Source organism: Pediococcus parvulus (assembly GCF_964063155.1).
GTDB classification, from domain to species: domain Bacteria; phylum Bacillota; class Bacilli; order Lactobacillales; family Lactobacillaceae; genus Pediococcus; species Pediococcus parvulus.
Genome location: NZ_OZ061292.1, coordinates 2,042,654 through 2,056,926, shown reverse-complemented (window position 1 = coordinate 2,056,926; position 14,273 = coordinate 2,042,654). Strand labels below are relative to the sequence as shown.

13 protein-coding genes and 1 other annotated feature are annotated in these 14,273 nt (G+C 39.0%); of the genes, 8 read left to right on the top strand and 5 right to left on the bottom strand.

All coding sequences use genetic code 11. From position 1 onward, the window contains the following. Positions 1 to 109: 109 nt before the first annotated feature. Entirely contained in the window at positions 110 to 889 is a 780-nt protein-coding gene (locus AB3217_RS10315; protein ID WP_367366136.1) for a helix-turn-helix domain-containing protein, read from the bottom strand. A 286-nt stretch (positions 890 to 1,175) separates the two neighbouring features. Here AB3217_RS10315 and AB3217_RS10310 point away from each other — a divergent pair, with 286 nt between their 5' ends. After that, positions 1,176 to 1,988, top strand: coding sequence for a Cof-type HAD-IIB family hydrolase (locus tag AB3217_RS10310; protein WP_068805001.1), 813 nt, complete (start codon positions 1,176 to 1,178; stop codon positions 1,986 to 1,988). A 22-nt stretch (positions 1,989 to 2,010) separates the two neighbouring features. Here AB3217_RS10310 and AB3217_RS10305 read toward each other — a convergent pair whose 3' ends face one another. Together AB3217_RS10305 and AB3217_RS10300 are read right to left on the bottom strand one after the other, a co-directional pair. Next, on the bottom strand, positions 2,011 to 2,421 hold the full coding sequence (locus AB3217_RS10305; RefSeq protein ID WP_068805004.1) for a peptide deformylase: 411 nt from the start codon (positions 2,419 to 2,421) through the stop codon (positions 2,011 to 2,013). Beyond that, on the bottom strand, positions 2,414 to 2,884 hold the full coding sequence (locus AB3217_RS10300) for an NUDIX domain-containing protein (RefSeq protein ID WP_057784046.1): 471 nt from the start codon (positions 2,882 to 2,884) through the stop codon (positions 2,414 to 2,416). The genes AB3217_RS10305 and AB3217_RS10300 overlap by 8 nt, the downstream gene beginning before the upstream one ends. A gap of 326 nt (positions 2,885 to 3,210) precedes the next feature. After that, positions 3,211 to 3,457 (top strand) — a binding site (T-box leader). 55 nt (positions 3,458 to 3,512) lie between these two features. Here AB3217_RS10300 and AB3217_RS10295 point away from each other — a divergent pair. Next, positions 3,513 to 4,628: a 5-methyltetrahydropteroyltriglutamate--homocysteine S-methyltransferase gene (locus AB3217_RS10295; protein WP_260274273.1), complete on the top strand. Its 1,116-nt coding sequence runs from the start codon at positions 3,513 to 3,515 to the stop codon at positions 4,626 to 4,628. 94 nt (positions 4,629 to 4,722) lie between these two features. Here the strand turns inward: AB3217_RS10295 and AB3217_RS10290 are convergent, their stop codons facing one another. Continuing rightward, positions 4,723 to 4,998, bottom strand: a complete 276-nt coding sequence (locus AB3217_RS10290; RefSeq protein WP_260266685.1) for a bacteriocin immunity protein — start codon at positions 4,996 to 4,998, stop codon at positions 4,723 to 4,725. Positions 4,999 to 5,168: 170 nt separating this feature from the next. On the opposite strand from AB3217_RS10290, the gene AB3217_RS10285 reads away from it, so the two are divergent. The 4 genes from AB3217_RS10285 (at position 5,169) to AB3217_RS10270 (ending at position 8,942) form a co-directional block, all read left to right on the top strand. Next, entirely contained in the window at positions 5,169 to 5,621 is a 453-nt protein-coding gene (locus AB3217_RS10285; protein ID WP_367366089.1) for a MarR family winged helix-turn-helix transcriptional regulator, read from the top strand. Between the two features lies 1 nt (position 5,622). Next, on the top strand, positions 5,623 to 6,144 hold the full coding sequence (locus tag AB3217_RS10280; RefSeq protein WP_068805009.1) for a GNAT family N-acetyltransferase: 522 nt from the start codon (positions 5,623 to 5,625) through the stop codon (positions 6,142 to 6,144). A 251-nt stretch (positions 6,145 to 6,395) separates the two neighbouring features. Then, positions 6,396 to 7,775, top strand: coding sequence for a sugar porter family MFS transporter (locus AB3217_RS10275; RefSeq protein ID WP_260266686.1), 1,380 nt, complete (start codon positions 6,396 to 6,398; stop codon positions 7,773 to 7,775). A gap of 12 nt (positions 7,776 to 7,787) precedes the next feature. Continuing rightward, positions 7,788 to 8,942 carry a glycosyltransferase gene (locus tag AB3217_RS10270; protein WP_367366088.1) on the top strand — a complete coding sequence of 385 codons (1,155 nt, stop codon included), beginning with the start codon at positions 7,788 to 7,790 and terminating at the stop codon, positions 8,940 to 8,942. 101 nt (positions 8,943 to 9,043) lie between these two features. Here AB3217_RS10270 and nagE read toward each other — a convergent pair whose 3' ends face one another. Next, a complete protein-coding gene (gene nagE, locus AB3217_RS10265) occupies positions 9,044 to 11,047 on the bottom strand; it encodes an N-acetylglucosamine-specific PTS transporter subunit IIBC (RefSeq protein WP_260266687.1) in 2,004 nt (667 codons plus the stop codon). Between the two features lie 413 nt (positions 11,048 to 11,460). Here nagE and licT point away from each other — a divergent pair, with 413 nt between their 5' ends. Together licT and AB3217_RS10255 are read left to right on the top strand one after the other, a co-directional pair. After that, complete coding sequence (gene licT, locus AB3217_RS10260) at positions 11,461 to 12,300, top strand: BglG family transcription antiterminator LicT (RefSeq protein ID WP_057784060.1); 840 nt, start codon at positions 11,461 to 11,463, stop codon at positions 12,298 to 12,300. A gap of 84 nt (positions 12,301 to 12,384) precedes the next feature. Further along, positions 12,385 to 14,271, top strand: a complete 1,887-nt coding sequence (locus tag AB3217_RS10255; RefSeq protein WP_260266688.1) for a beta-glucoside-specific PTS transporter subunit IIABC — start codon at positions 12,385 to 12,387, stop codon at positions 14,269 to 14,271. Positions 14,272 to 14,273: the final 2 nt, after the last annotated feature.

Genomic DNA, 14,273 nt, shown 5'->3' with positions numbered 1-14,273 from the left:
ATTCTCCAAAATTTTATTTGGTTGGCAGTTTGGTTGCCCACAATTTTCATGGATCAAAAAAGCCTTCCATAATGTAATTACAGAAGGTAGTTTACCATTTTAGCAACCCTTACAAAGGACGATTTTGAAAGCAACTGGTATCAATTTTGTGATACCGCGCATAGGTTTGGCGGTAGGCGGTTGGTGTTAGGTTCTTCCATGCTTTGAAATTACGATTCAAGGTTTTATTGTTGGTGAAACCACAAATATTGGCGATGTAATCAATGGATTTATCCGTTTCCAAGAGTAACCGCCGGACATTCATTAAGCGCACCAGCCGCAGGTAACGATTCACCGACATTTGGAGATTGGCATTAAATTGTTGATTTAAAGTCGTCAAGGACACGTGAAATTGGCGGGCTAGCGTTGCTCCAGTAATGGGGTGGGCATACGTGTGATCAATATAATCCATTACTGTATCAGCCAACGATGGATTAGTTTTCACATTTTGAGGGGCAACAGGGATGGTAAATGACTGCGCCAGCAAAACGAGTAAGTTGTAAAAATGACTTAAGACAGATAACCGCGCTAAATCTGAAATTCCCTGCGCAAGAATATCGTGAATCGCAATCAAATGGGTACGAATAGCGGCGTAACCGGTTGGATCATTTTGTTTGGCTTGGGGACCAACTAAAGTGATTTGCCAATTAGCACTTTTCGGTAGTTGGGCCTGTAAAAAATCATCATCTATAATTAAGCCAAATTCTGCCCAGTCAACGTTGGGATCACCAGAAGCACTGTGGACACTTCGTCGATTGACTGCCCAAATGTCGCCAGGGTGATATTCAGCAGTCTTGCCGTCCGTAACAAATTTTAAAGTTTTGCCAGCTGTTAAACAATTTAATTCGATTCCTTGATGCCAGTGAGGCGCAACATTAATGGATGTTAAAGACTGTGTTCATAATATTTAAAAGGAAGTCCAGGCATGACTTGGACGTTTTCGTGTTGAATTTGCATTAGAGTTCACCCCAAGATTAATTCTAGATCGTTTGATTGCTAATTAACTAAAAATGCTTAAAATGGCCACAATTACTTTTAAAAATGGCGCTTACATCTCTCTATCATCTGCTATAGTTTACCTATATGCAAGAGATAGGTACAGTAAAAACAATGTGTCACGCTGAAAGGAGATCAACATGTCAATTCGTTTAATTGCACTTGATATTGATGATACGTTATTGGATTCACAGGGGAAATTATTGCCTAACACTATAACGACAATCAAAAAGGTAACGACCAGTGGGATCAAAGTTGTCTTGTGTTCAGGACGACCACTTGCCGGGGTTAAACCCTACGATGCAGCTTTGGGGATTGATGGCGATGATCAATACGCCATTACCTATAATGGGGCGGTGATTGAATCCGTTAGTGGTCGGGTTGTGGCAAAACATTTAGTTAAAAATGAAGATTATCGAAAAATGACTAGCTATGCGCAACACCAGCAAATTGCGTTTAACGTGCTTGATGAACACAGTTTGATTTACACAGCAGATCATGATGTGAATCGGATTACGGTGGTTCAGGCGTGGGAAAATAGTGCTGGGTTGCTAATTCGCACGCCAGACGAGTTACCAGATAATTTTGAAATTGCAAAAGGCCTATTTGTTGGTGAAAAAGACCAGCTTGATGCAATTGAGGCCGGAGTTAGAGCCACATTTGGACAAGACTTTTATGTGGTGCGAGCCGGACAAAACTTTCTCGAGTTAATGAATCCTGTGGTAAACAAAGGACAGGCACTGAAAGATCTTGCCATGGCATTACATCTAAGTGCAAACGAAGTGATGGCAGTGGGGGATGAAAGAAATGACATCCCGATGTTTAAGTTTGCAGGAACGGCTGTTGCGATGGGGAATGGCATTGAGTTAGCCAAACTGAATGCGGACTATGTGACTGATACCAATGACAATGATGGTTTAGCAAAAGCGATTCAGAAGTTTGCGCTTAACTAAGAGAGTGATGCTGGAACAATAGCTAAATTAAAATGCCGTCACAGTGGTCAACTTCATGTTGAATGATTTGGGCGATCCAGTCCGAAAGCTTTTGAGTGTGGGGGACAAAATTTTGGCCCTGATAAGCCACTTCAATTTGTTTGTAACGGGTAGTTGGACGTTCTCCTAATAAAGACAGACAGCCTTCCTTAGTGGAATAGGCGTCTGTTTTTTTCGTAATTATAGGGTTTACCATTGGAACTGGCAATAGTCCCATTTGAAAAACAATGATGCGTTTGTTCACACCAATCATGTTGGCCGCCATCCCAACACAATCAGCTTGATGCGCCTTGAGAGTGTCTAATAAATCAGTTGTCACTTGAGCATCTGCTTTGGTAGCTTTAACTGCCTTTTGTGATAGTGACGCTGTGTTGCGATTGATGGGTTTAATCATGGTTTTGCTCCTTAAATGTTTGGTTGCTTGGAAAGTACAACTCTTTATTTTTATGATTGAGATAATCGGTAAAAATGGCCGAAACAACCGAATTTAGCTTATAGTTTTTCATTTGATTCCGTGCCAACCACAATGTTTGACCTTCATTTTTTGTTCCGGCTAGGTTATGTGTTGCAGTTTCTGTGGGAATTGTTGCTTGATATACAAAGATGAGTTCTTTGAGACTGTCTTGACGGTCGAAATTAACAAAGCCCATTAGTGTGGGAGACACAATGGTCAAACCAGTTTCTTCTTTAATCTCTCGAATGGCCGCGCTTGTGACGGATTCGTTGGGTTCCACATGACCACCAGGAAATGTTAGTGATGGTTCGAATTCGGAATCATTTTTTTTCATAACAAGTATTTTTTGATTACAGTTAATTAAACAAATACAAGTAAGTTCACAAGGATATGTTCGATCCATGAGGCTAGCTTCCTCTCTATATTAAAATTCTTTTTTACTTATTTTATCATGTTGAATGAAGAGGCGTGATATTGATTGTTAGCGTTATTGCAGTAGATGCAAGGGTTCAAATCCCTAATGACGATGTGTTTAAAAGGATTAAAGCTTTTTATATTTAGATGGAGGAACCCTCTGAAAGACGGTTATAAATGCTAAGTACGCTTCCAGCAGGTTTACGATCCCACATAAAGCACACTTAGCTTTTTATAACTAGTATTTTATTCATTTATTTTTCCACTTGACAATTCATTTTATCACGATTAGAATTGCATTAAAATCAAATTAATAAATGAACAATGAAAAGATGAGTAGTCATGCGATTGACTTTTAGAGAGGTTCCGTTTGGTGAAAGGAACTACAATCAAGTGGTGAAGATGGTCTTGGAGAGAAATGTTGTTGAATCATTGACTAGACAACATTGGGTACGCCCATTAACGCGCAGAGTATAGCAATTTTATTGTCGTACTTTTTAAGTTGTTTAGTGTGAACTAAACAAAAACAAAAGGTGGTACCGCGAGATCAATCGTCCTTGGAATTTATTCCAGGGGCGTTTTTTATTGTTCAAATAATAAATAGGAGAGTGTATGAGATGACAGTTAGTGTAAAGAATCAATTTCCATATCGTTATGACGAAGTAGGCAGTTTGTTGCGGCCAGAAGCTTTGAAAGAGGCTCGGGCCAAATTTCATGCTAATAAAATTAGCACGGATGAGTTGAAAAAGGTTGAAGACCAAGAAATTGACCGGATTGTTAAAAAACAAGTTGAGCTTGGTTTAAAGGCGGTAACTGCTGGTGAGTTCCGTCGTAGCTGGTGGCACTTGGACTTTATCGATGGTCTAAATGGTGCCCATTTCTTCACACCTGAAAAGGGGTATAATTTTAATGGTCTTGAAACCCGTAAAGGTGGCATCAAGATCACAGATAAGGTGACTTATAACCCTGATCATCCTTTCTTTGCGGATTTCTCATACCTAAATAGTATTGTGCCAGAAGGCGTGACTGCTAAACAAACGATTCCAAGCCCATCTGTTTTGTTTCCTAATAAGGATGCAGAAATTTTTGATGACTATTATGACTATGATTTGGACGACTTTGTGGACGATTTGATTGTTGCCTACCAAAAAACGGTTCAGCATTTTTATGATTTAGGTTGTCGTTACCTACAAATTGATGATACCTCATGGGGAATGTGGGCCAGTTTTTCAAAGGGCACGCTGAATCCTGACTTAAAACCCGTTGCGAAAGCAGCTGTTCGTGCAATCAACGCCATTGCTGATAACAAACCAGCAGATTTAACCTTGACGATGCATGTGTGTCGCGGAAATTATGCTTCAACATGGGCAGGGGCAGGGGCTTACGATCCAGTGGCCGACTACTTAGCACAACTCCATATTGATGGTTATTTCTTGGAATATGATGACGAACGCTCTGGTGGCTTTGAACCTCTTAAGAAGATTGCCGATAATGGCCGTCATCAACGCATTGTGTTAGGCTTGGTTACTTCTAAGAAACCAGAGCTTGAACCACAGGCTGTTTTGAAAGCACGAATTAAGGACGCTAGCCAATATGTACCTTTGGAAGATCTTTGCTTATCAGCACAGTGTGGCTTTGCCTCAACTGAAGAGGGTAACCACTTGACCGAAGACCAGCAATGGGACAAGTTGAAACTTGTGATCGACACGGCTAAATCGGTGTGGTCAGATTAAATTTAGAAAAGTGACTTCAGTTTCGACTATGATAAATAAGTTAAGTCACAAAAATGAGGTAAGGGGAAATTCCCAAACCTCATTTTTGTATAGTTTAGTAAAGATATGCTGGTCCCCAGTACTTTACAGCATTATGGGCAATTCCTTCATACAAAGTTGTTAAAGCATGTGGTGCCACGTATTGATGAGCAAGTAAATAATGTGTAATTTCACGACTGAGTTTTACGCAAACTAGTTTGACTTCAGCATTATTTTCTAATTCAGTTGCATAAGTTAAGAGAAACTTTGAAATTTCTGTATTTTGTTTGATTTCTGGATCTTTGTAGGCCTCATCAATTAAATTAAAAATTGCTTTTTGTTTTTTGTCCATTTCCTGCTCCCCCAATGTTGTGAATCACATATGGTATACACCTTGTTAGATCAGTTTCAAGTCGACCATTCTGTTAAGATGAATTTTGATATTTTGATATTTTGAAAATTGGTTTTGCTGTATTTGCAACAAAATGCTATAATGCTTTTTATTAAGCGAGGTGATTTCCAATGGCCGATGTTTTACGCGAAATTGGCGCAATTTCAAGAGCACTCGATTCGATTAGTAATATTGAGTTTAAAAAGTATGAGTTAACCAAAGGACAGTACCTTTACTTGGTGCGCATTTGTGAAAATCCCGGTATTATTCAAGAACGAGTAGCTGAAATGCTTAAAGTGGATCGGACTACCGCGGCTCGAGCCATTCAGAAATTAACGCAAAATGGGTTAATTGAAAAACGAATGGGCGTCACTAATAAGAAAAATAAACAGCTCTTTCCAACATCAAAAGGACTGGCAATTTTCCCCGTTATTCAAAGGGAAAACAAGTATTCAACTAGGGTGGCTTTGAATGGGTTTACGGATGAAGAACGGCAATTAGTTGAACGATTATTAACCCGAGTGCGCGAAAACGTTTCGTCAGATTGGAATTATGTTAAAAAAGGAAATCAGCGGAGGTACTGAAATGATAAAACAAGTGCAACTGACAAAATTAGACGTCAATGATTGGCAAGAATTACAAAAAGTGAGTATCGAAACTTATAAGGATACGTTTGATCCTTTCAACCCGCCTGATATTATGGACGCTTATTTGACGGAGGCGTATGAACCGAAAAAATTGCAGCGGGAGTTAGCAAATCCTAATTCTAGTTTTTACTTTGTGAAGGTCGATCAAGAAACAGCCGGGTACTTAAAAGTAAATATAAATGATGCGCAAACCGAAAAAATGGGAACTGATAATTTGGAAGTAGAAAGAATTTATATTCGTCCAGCTTTTAAACACCAGGGATTAGGTACCCGCCTCATTCAAGAAGCGGAAAAACTAACTCGTGAAAATCATAAGGCCAAAATTTGGTTGGGCGTTTGGGAACATAACGAACCGGCTAAACATTTCTACGCCAAGTTTGGGTTCAAACGCATTGGCCAACATTCCTTTTTTATGGGCGATGATGAACAGACAGATTATTTGATGCAAAAGGTGCTTTAACTACAAAAGGTTCGATTCTAGACATAAGAATTGGCCTTTTTTTATATGCAATTGTCTCTCCAAATAGAAGAGAAAATCCAGTGTGGCCCTCAATGAAAACGCTTTATAATGGGCTTTGTTTGTTTATGCCAAAATTTGGTGGTAGGGTTTACTTGGATAGCACTTTAAATTAGTTAGTGGAGGAGGGTAACTTTCGAAACAGAATACTGATTTGAGGATGACATTTTTTATTTTATTAAGGAGTGATTTGTTTGCATCAGAGAACACGTAACTTACGTCATACAACCAGCGTAATCACAATTGGTGGTTTGTTATTTGGTTATGACACAGGTGTGATTAACGGTGCGTTGCCATTTATGTCAAGTAGATCGCAGCTAAATTTAAATGCGACAGGTCAAGGTTTAGTATCCAGTATTTTAATTTTAGGTGCCGCTTTAGGTTCCATGTTTACTGGAAAAGTTTCGGCACTTTATGGGCGCCATCGTGTGGTCCAATGGATTGCCAGCTTATTTATTCTCGCTAATGTATTTTGTGCGTTGGCACCGAACGAATTTATTTTTATTATTTTTCGGTTTGTTTTGGGAATTGCCGTCGGGGCGGCATCCGAAGTAATTCCTGTTTATCTCTCGGAAATTTCACCGATTAATGCCCGGGGGATGGTTGTTACCCGTAACGATTTCAAAATTGTGTTGGGGCAATTTTTCGCTTATGCCGTTAATGCCATTATTGGTGGGACGTTTAGCAATATTATGTGGATTTGGCGTGTCATGTTAGTCATGGCGTCCTTACCGGCTGCAATTTTGTTGTTGGAGGATCGTTCCGTTCCGGAAAGCCCTATTTGGTTATGGAAGAATGGCTATTTTAAAAGAGCTAAATTGGTCATGCAGAGATATTTGCAACCCAAGGAAGCTAAGCAAGAAGTTGAAGAACTTCAAACTGATGACGATTCAGTTACTCCAGCACAAACTTGGCGAAACGTCTTATTTTCGAGTAATATCAAGATTTTATTAATAGGGGTTGGACTAGCAATTGCTCAGCAGATCACGGGGGTCAATGCCATTATGTATTACGGTACCTTAATGTTAGAAAAAACTGGGTTAACACGAAGTTCGTCACTTTATGGAAACATCATCATTGGATTAGTATCTGTGTTGAGTGTGGGTATCAGTGTCCGAATTGTTGGACGATTCAAACGCCGTCATTTATTGTTGGCGGGGTTAATTGGTAGTTCGGTAATTTTAGCCGCTTTGAGTTTAGTAACTCGTTTACTGACAGGCTTAGGGCTAGTCATAACAGTTCTGGCTTTTATCACGTTATTTTTAATTTGTCAGCAAGGACTTATCAGTCCGCTAATTTGGTTAATTTTGTCAGAACTATTTCCGATTGATATTCGTGATGTTGGAATGAGTTTTTCAACGTTTTTTGTTTGGATGGCGGACTTTGCAGTTAGTTTCATCTATCCAATTTTGATGAGTGCGTTAGGATTGTCCGCAGTTTTCCGAATTTTTGCGGGTTGTGGCGTTCTTTGTCTCATATTTGTTTACTTGGTCGTACCTGAAACCAAAAATAGAACGATGGTCACATCTAATCAAGTGAATAATCAAACGGAAAGTATTCAAGCTTTAAAATAGGAGTGAATTATTGTGAAACCAGTAGAAACAGCAACCAAGGATGTCCCTCAAGGTGACATTCACGGCTATGATCAGATTCTGAAATATTTTAATAGTGAGCCTGTGAAACAGACAAAAAAGGATGCGTATCATTCAATTACGTTTGTCACGACCGGAATTATTGCTTATGACGGCGGTCAAACAACAATGCTACATTTAGGAACATTGCTTAGTCAACAGGGATACGATGTTTATTATCTAAGTTATGTGCCGCAAACTCGTAAAGAGATGGCTCAAAACGCTGAATTCAACTATGCCGGTTATGAAGGTACTTGTTTGGACATGAGTCAGTTAGATTCACATAAGTCGGATATCTGGCTCGCAACTTTGTGGGAGTCAGCGTATGTGATTAAAAATAAACCAGGTTACAAAATGTATTTTGTGCAAGATTATGAGCCTTATTTTTATCCTTATGGTGATCGTTATCAAATGGCCAAAAGAAGTTATGAATTAGGACTGCATATGGTTTCGTTGGGGCCATGGTGCGCAAAAATGATTAAGGAGAATTGTACTGTGACAAGTCCAATTGATCAGATTAATTTTCCGGTCAACTTGGAACAGTATCCTTATCAATCTCGTGATTTTAGTCATTATCAGAATAAAAGTAGCTTTGATGTGGCCGTGTATACTAAGTGGAGCAGTCCAAGACGAGCACCAATTAATATTCAGTTGAGTTTGAAGAATTGTCAGGCAATTTTAGCTAAACATGATATGAAATTGAATTTACATTATTTTGGTACTGATAAAGCCGCAAAGTTTATTAATGGAGAAAATCTTGGCAAACTAACCAAAAATGAGATGATTGATTTGTATCATCGTTGTGATTTTGGCATTGCTCCATCAATGACAAACTTCTCGTTAGTACCTTTTGAAATGATGAGTTGTGGGCTTCCATTGATCGATTTTAAAGAAGGAACAGGAAAATATTTCTTGCCAGAAGGTTCTTATTTACAGACTAGTTTTGATGAAAAATATTTGGCCCAGGCTTTTTTAAACGCCAGATTGAATAGTTTTGTAATTGAAAAACGAGTGAAAAAGGGCGTTTCTCATTTAAAGTCCATTACGTGGAAACAGACGCTTACAGATTTTGAGGCAATTATCGAAAAGATTTCGATCGCAGTTGCATAAAAAATGAAAAAAGAAGAGAAGACCGCAACAAAAACATAGTGTTTTTCGTAGTCTCTCTTCTTTTTTTGAATATTTTTTACTCTTCTTGATGTCACATCTATTTATTTAGTTGTGGCCTCCAAAATTTTAGTTTTCGGCGAAACCTGATTATTCAGTACCTTAAATTTCAGGAGAGAAATGGCATCCATATTGGTGATGATTACCATCATGGGGGTCTGTTTGCCGGCATCTTTAATGGCTTGTAAATCAACGTTAGCAACTAAATCACCATGATTGATGTGTTGACCATCACTAACTTTTACATCAAAAGGTTTACCTTTTAATTCGACTGTATCAATTCCCATGTGAAGGAGGATCTCCAGACCAGAATCAGTTGTAAAACCAATGGCGTGTTTGGTTGGAAAGACGGTGGTAACCGTCCCATCAACTGGAGAGGTAATGGTGCCAGATGTGGGTTCAATGGCAAATCCATCACCTAACATTTTTTGCGAGAATGTTGAATCATTGACATCTTCAATATTCATATACGTGCCATCAGCAACACTGTAAAACTCATTTAATACACCAGATTTGATAGCAGAATCCGACGTTGTTTCAGCAGGAGATTGGGTCTTAGTCGTTGCTTCTTCTTCAAGTTCTGCAAGCGGCGTTTTGGCGTTAAACAGTTTGCTTAAAGCATCGGCTACAAACTGAACTTCAGTTCCAATAATGATGTGGAGGTTTACTTTATCAAGCTTATTTAAGCCCACAGCTCCACTGCGCTTGATGGCAGCCTCATCGATTTTATCCGTATCTTTCAGTTGTAAACGTAAACGAGTTGTACAGTTATCCACAGCAGTTAAATTATCAGCACCGCCTAGGGCCACATAAATTTTTTTCGCTTGAATACTGAATTTATCGTCTTTATCATCGGTTTGAATAGTTGCCTGGGGAGCATCACCGTCATCAGTGTCAGTTAATGGTTCTCGTCCAGGAGTCATTAAGTTAAACTTTTGGATGGCAAAATTAAATCCAAAGTAGTAAATGGCAGCCATCACTAATCCTTGCGGAATCAGCATTAACGGATGGTTTGCAATTGGATTTTTTAAACTCAGCACATAATCGATTAAACCAGCACTGAATGAAAAACCGGCTGTCCAGTGCATGAAGGCGGCAAATGCCATTGATAAGCCCATGAAGAAGGCGTGAATGACGTATAACGGCCAAGCTACAAACATGAAGGAGAACTCAAGAGGTTCAGTAACACCGGTGAAAAATGAAGCAAAGGCGCCTGCTAGCATCAAGGAACCAACTTCTTGTTTGCGTTCAGGACGCGCGTTTCGATAAATGGCGTAGGCTCCAGCTGGTAACCCGAACATCATAACAGGGAAGAAACCAGCTTGGTACATTCCGGTAACACCTTTCGGACCTTCATGAGCTAAGAACTTACCAATATCATTGATCCCGGCTACGTTAAATAGGAAGACAGAGTTCAAAGCTTGATGAAGACCAGTTGGAATCAGCAAGCGGTTGAAGAATCCGTAAATACCAGCTCCTAGAGGGCCTAAGCCGACGACAAATTTTCCGAAAATGACCAAAGCGTTGTAAAGCGGTGGCCAAATGACAAGCAGGACAGCACTGACAATTAACATGACGAGCGCCGCCATAATTGGGACTAACCGTTTGCCACTAAAGAAGGAAAGCGCCATTGGCAATTTGGTGTTGTGGAATCGATTATACAAGGCCGCGGCAATTAAACCGGACATAATTCCGATGAAAACATTGCTGATTGCTGCAAATGACGGATCCACTGCCGAAACTTTAGTGCCAAGCAAGGTCGCCACGGAACTAGACTTCAAAACATTTGTGGGAACTTCAAATGCAACTAGTCCAGCTAAAGCTGCGGAGCCATCCTTATCCTTAGCCATCCCTAATGCTGTCCCGACAGCGAAGAGTAGTGGCAATTGATTTAAAATTGCATTACCACCAGCTTGTAAAAACCGGGCAATAAAACCACTATCTGCGGATGCCCACCAAAAGCCGACGCCGACAAGTAGTGCTGCCGCCGGTAAGACGGCCACGGGAAGCTGTAAAGAACGACCTAACCTCTGAAAATATGTTTTCATTATGAAAACCTCCTGAAAAATAGAATGAAATTTACAAATAATTTCATTTATTAGTCTAGGTTACAGAAAACAATAATGCAAGTGGTTATGTTACATGATCTCACATGTATCAGCATTTATTTGATTTTTTTTGAAATTGGTTTACCTATGAATGACGATGAAAAAATGCCGATTAATGAAATAAATGTTGAAATTGTTATGTAAAACAGGCTTTATTTTTTGTAAAAGTTTGACAGCGGATACATTCACTGCTAATATAGAAACATTGTCACAATGTTATTACTTCGGGTAAGCATGTGTGATAGTAGATTTGTTAAATTAAATATCATAAGGTGTTATCAAAATTTTGAGCATGACTTATTTGTTGGAGGGATTTTTTCGCTGCAATGAATAAGTCTTTTTAGGTGGTCCGATTGAAAATAAAACGCGTTTTAAACAATAATACAGCAATTTCAGAGAACCATGACGGTCTAGCCATTTTGTTAATGGGTCCTGGAATTGCGTTTGGTAAGAAAAAGGGACAAGAGATTGAGATTGAAAAAGTAGAAAAGACTTTTATTATTAAAGATCCGGATACAATGAACAAATTTACGGACTTAGTCATTGATGTGCCGTTGAACGAGATTATGATTGCGGAAAAGATTATTAATTTTGCCAAGATCAAATTAGGTAAACAGTTAAATGAAATTATTTATGTGAATTTAACAGACCATTTGCATACGACGATTCAAAGATATCGTGATCATATTATTCTCAAGAATCCTTTAAAATGGGATGTGGCGCGTTTTTATCCAGACGAGTTTGCGGTCGGTCAAAAACTTGTTGAAGTTGTGAAAAATGAACTTGGGATCACGCTAGAAGATGATGAAAGTGCCTTTGTTGCTTTGCATTTCGTGAATGCAGAAACAGAGTCCGGGGCTGAACAAAATTTGGCCTATGGCGTCACAAACATGGTTAAAGAAGTCGAAGATATTGTAAAGGACTATTATCATACTGAGTTTGATGAAAGTTCTTTAAACTACTATCGTTTCATCACGCATTTAAAGTTTTTTGCCCAGCGCGTCCTTTTAAATAAGCACTACGATGACGATGATGAAGATTTGCTTCGTACCTTGGAAAAGAAGTATGCCGGTCCGTATGAATGTTCACGGAAGATCCAAACATTTATTCAGGAAAAATATAACTATGAAATTAGCAGTACGGAATTATTATATTTGACGGTTCACATTAGCCGTCTTGTTAAAAACTTATAGGGTGTTATCTTAGTTGAGCATGACCTAAGTAGCTTATTTGGCTATTTGGGTCTTTTTTTATGGAAAGAAAGGAAGAAATTAATTATGGATTATGCAGGTTCAGCCAAACAGATTTTTGAGGCAGTGGGTGGCGAAAAGAATATTAATTCGTTGATTCATTGTATGACACGGCTACGTTTTCGTTTAAAGGATGAAAGTATTGTAGATGATGAGGCAGTTAAAAATATCCCAGGTGTCATGGGTGTTAATCATCAATCTGGTCAATATCAGGTTATTATCGGTAACGATGTGACAAACTACTACAATGAAATTTTGAAACTAGGCAAAATTGATACAGGTGATGCGGACCAAACACCTGATCAGGGAGAAGAAAAACAAAAAGTTAATTTGTTTAACCGGTTCGCCAATTTTATTTCATCATGTATGTCACCGTTAATTCCAGCCTTAATTGGTGGTGGGATGATTAAGGTTATCTTGATTTTATTGCCGCTTTTAGGGTGGTTGAATGAAAAAGGACAAACCTATGCAATTTTAAACATCTTTGGGGATGCGCCATTTTATTTCTTGCCGGTCATGTTAGCTTATACAGCTGCCAAGTACTTTAAAGTTACGCCAATGTTGGCAATCACGATTGCCGGTGTTATGATTCATCCGAACTTCACAGCAATGGTTACAGCAGGTAAAGCGGTTCATTTTATGGATTTACCTGTTACATTGGTTAATTATTCATCATCAGTTATTCCAATTTTGTTAGTAGTTTGGGCAATGAAGTATATTGAGATGGGAATTGATAAAGTTTGCCCAGCCTCATTAAAGAGTATTCTGAAACCACTGTTAGTTTTGTTTGTGACAGGTACTTTAGCACTTGTTTTGATCGGACCAATCGGAACATATGCGGGTAAATTATTATCCTTTATCATTTTATTTATCCAAGGAAAAGCAGGCTGGCTTGCGATGGCTTTGATGGCCGCCTTTATGCCGCTGATTGTTATGACTGGGATGCATTGGGCCTTTGCACCAATCTTCTTAGCTGCTTCCGTTGCTTCACCAGATACTTTGATTCTTCCAGCAATGTTGGCTGCTAATATTGCGCAAAGTGCGGCATGTTTTGCCGTCGTATTTATGACCAAGAATCGAAACACACGTCAGATTGCGAGTGCTGCCGGAATTTCTGCTTTGCTAGCTGGAGTAACTGAACCTGCTTTATATGGTGTGACTTTGAAGTATAAGAAACCATTATACGCAGCTATGATTTCAGGTGGAGTTACCGGATTGTTTATGGGAATTGTCAACTTGAAGTCGTTTGCGTTTGCTGTGCCTTCATTGATTTCGTTACCACAGTTTGTTAGCAAGACAGATAGTAGCAACTTAATTAATGCAATCATTGTACTAGTTGTTTCGTTTGTACTGACCTTTATTTTGACATTTGTTTTTGGAATCGACGAAAAACCAGTTAAAGCAGCTGCTATGTCGGAAGACGAGCCAGCAGTTAAAACAACGGTGCCTTCTGGTGCCAAAGAAACTAAAAAAGTTTACAGTCCAGTTAAAGGTGAAATGATTAACTTAGAGAGTGTTTCTGACGATACCTTTGCTCAAAAAATGTTGGGTGATGGCGTTGCTATTATCCCAGAAGAAGGTAAAATTTATGCGCCATTTGATGGCCAGATTATGACCGTCTTCCCAACGAAACATGCGATTGGTTTAAAGAGTGATACAGGAATTGAATTGTTGATCCACATTGGATTGGACACTGTTAATTTAAAGGGTGTGCCATTTACAGCTCATGTGAAAGACAACGATCAGGTTAAAAAGGGTCAGCTTCTGATGGATGTTGATTTAGATGCCATTAAGAAGGCGGGGTATGACATTACAACCCCAGTTATTGTCACTAATACAAAAGATTTTGTTGAAATTGTATCGAATGAAAAAACGACAGTTACTAATGATGATGTTGCTTTATATATTATTTAAGG

Excerpts from the sequence above, each read along its gene's own strand:
- AB3217_RS10310 (WP_068805001.1), top strand. The coding sequence starts at position 1,176 with ATGTCAATTCGTTTAATTGCACTTGATATTGATGATACGTTATTGGAT.
- AB3217_RS10305 (WP_068805004.1), bottom strand. The coding sequence starts at position 2,421 with ATGATTAAACCCATCAATCGCAACACAGCGTCACTATCACAAAAGGCA.
- AB3217_RS10300 (WP_057784046.1), bottom strand. The coding sequence starts at position 2,884 with ATGGATCGAACATATCCTTGTGAACTTACTTGTATTTGTTTAATTAAC.
- AB3217_RS10295 (WP_260274273.1), top strand. The coding sequence starts at position 3,513 with ATGACAGTTAGTGTAAAGAATCAATTTCCATATCGTTATGACGAAGTA.
- AB3217_RS10290 (WP_260266685.1), bottom strand. The coding sequence starts at position 4,998 with ATGGACAAAAAACAAAAAGCAATTTTTAATTTAATTGATGAGGCCTAC.
- AB3217_RS10285 (WP_367366089.1), top strand. The coding sequence starts at position 5,169 with ATGGCCGATGTTTTACGCGAAATTGGCGCAATTTCAAGAGCACTCGAT.
- AB3217_RS10280 (WP_068805009.1), top strand. The coding sequence starts at position 5,623 with ATGATAAAACAAGTGCAACTGACAAAATTAGACGTCAATGATTGGCAA.
- nagE (WP_260266687.1), bottom strand. The coding sequence starts at position 11,047 with ATGAAAACATATTTTCAGAGGTTAGGTCGTTCTTTACAGCTTCCCGTG.
- AB3217_RS10255 (WP_260266688.1), top strand. The coding sequence starts at position 12,385 with ATGGATTATGCAGGTTCAGCCAAACAGATTTTTGAGGCAGTGGGTGGC.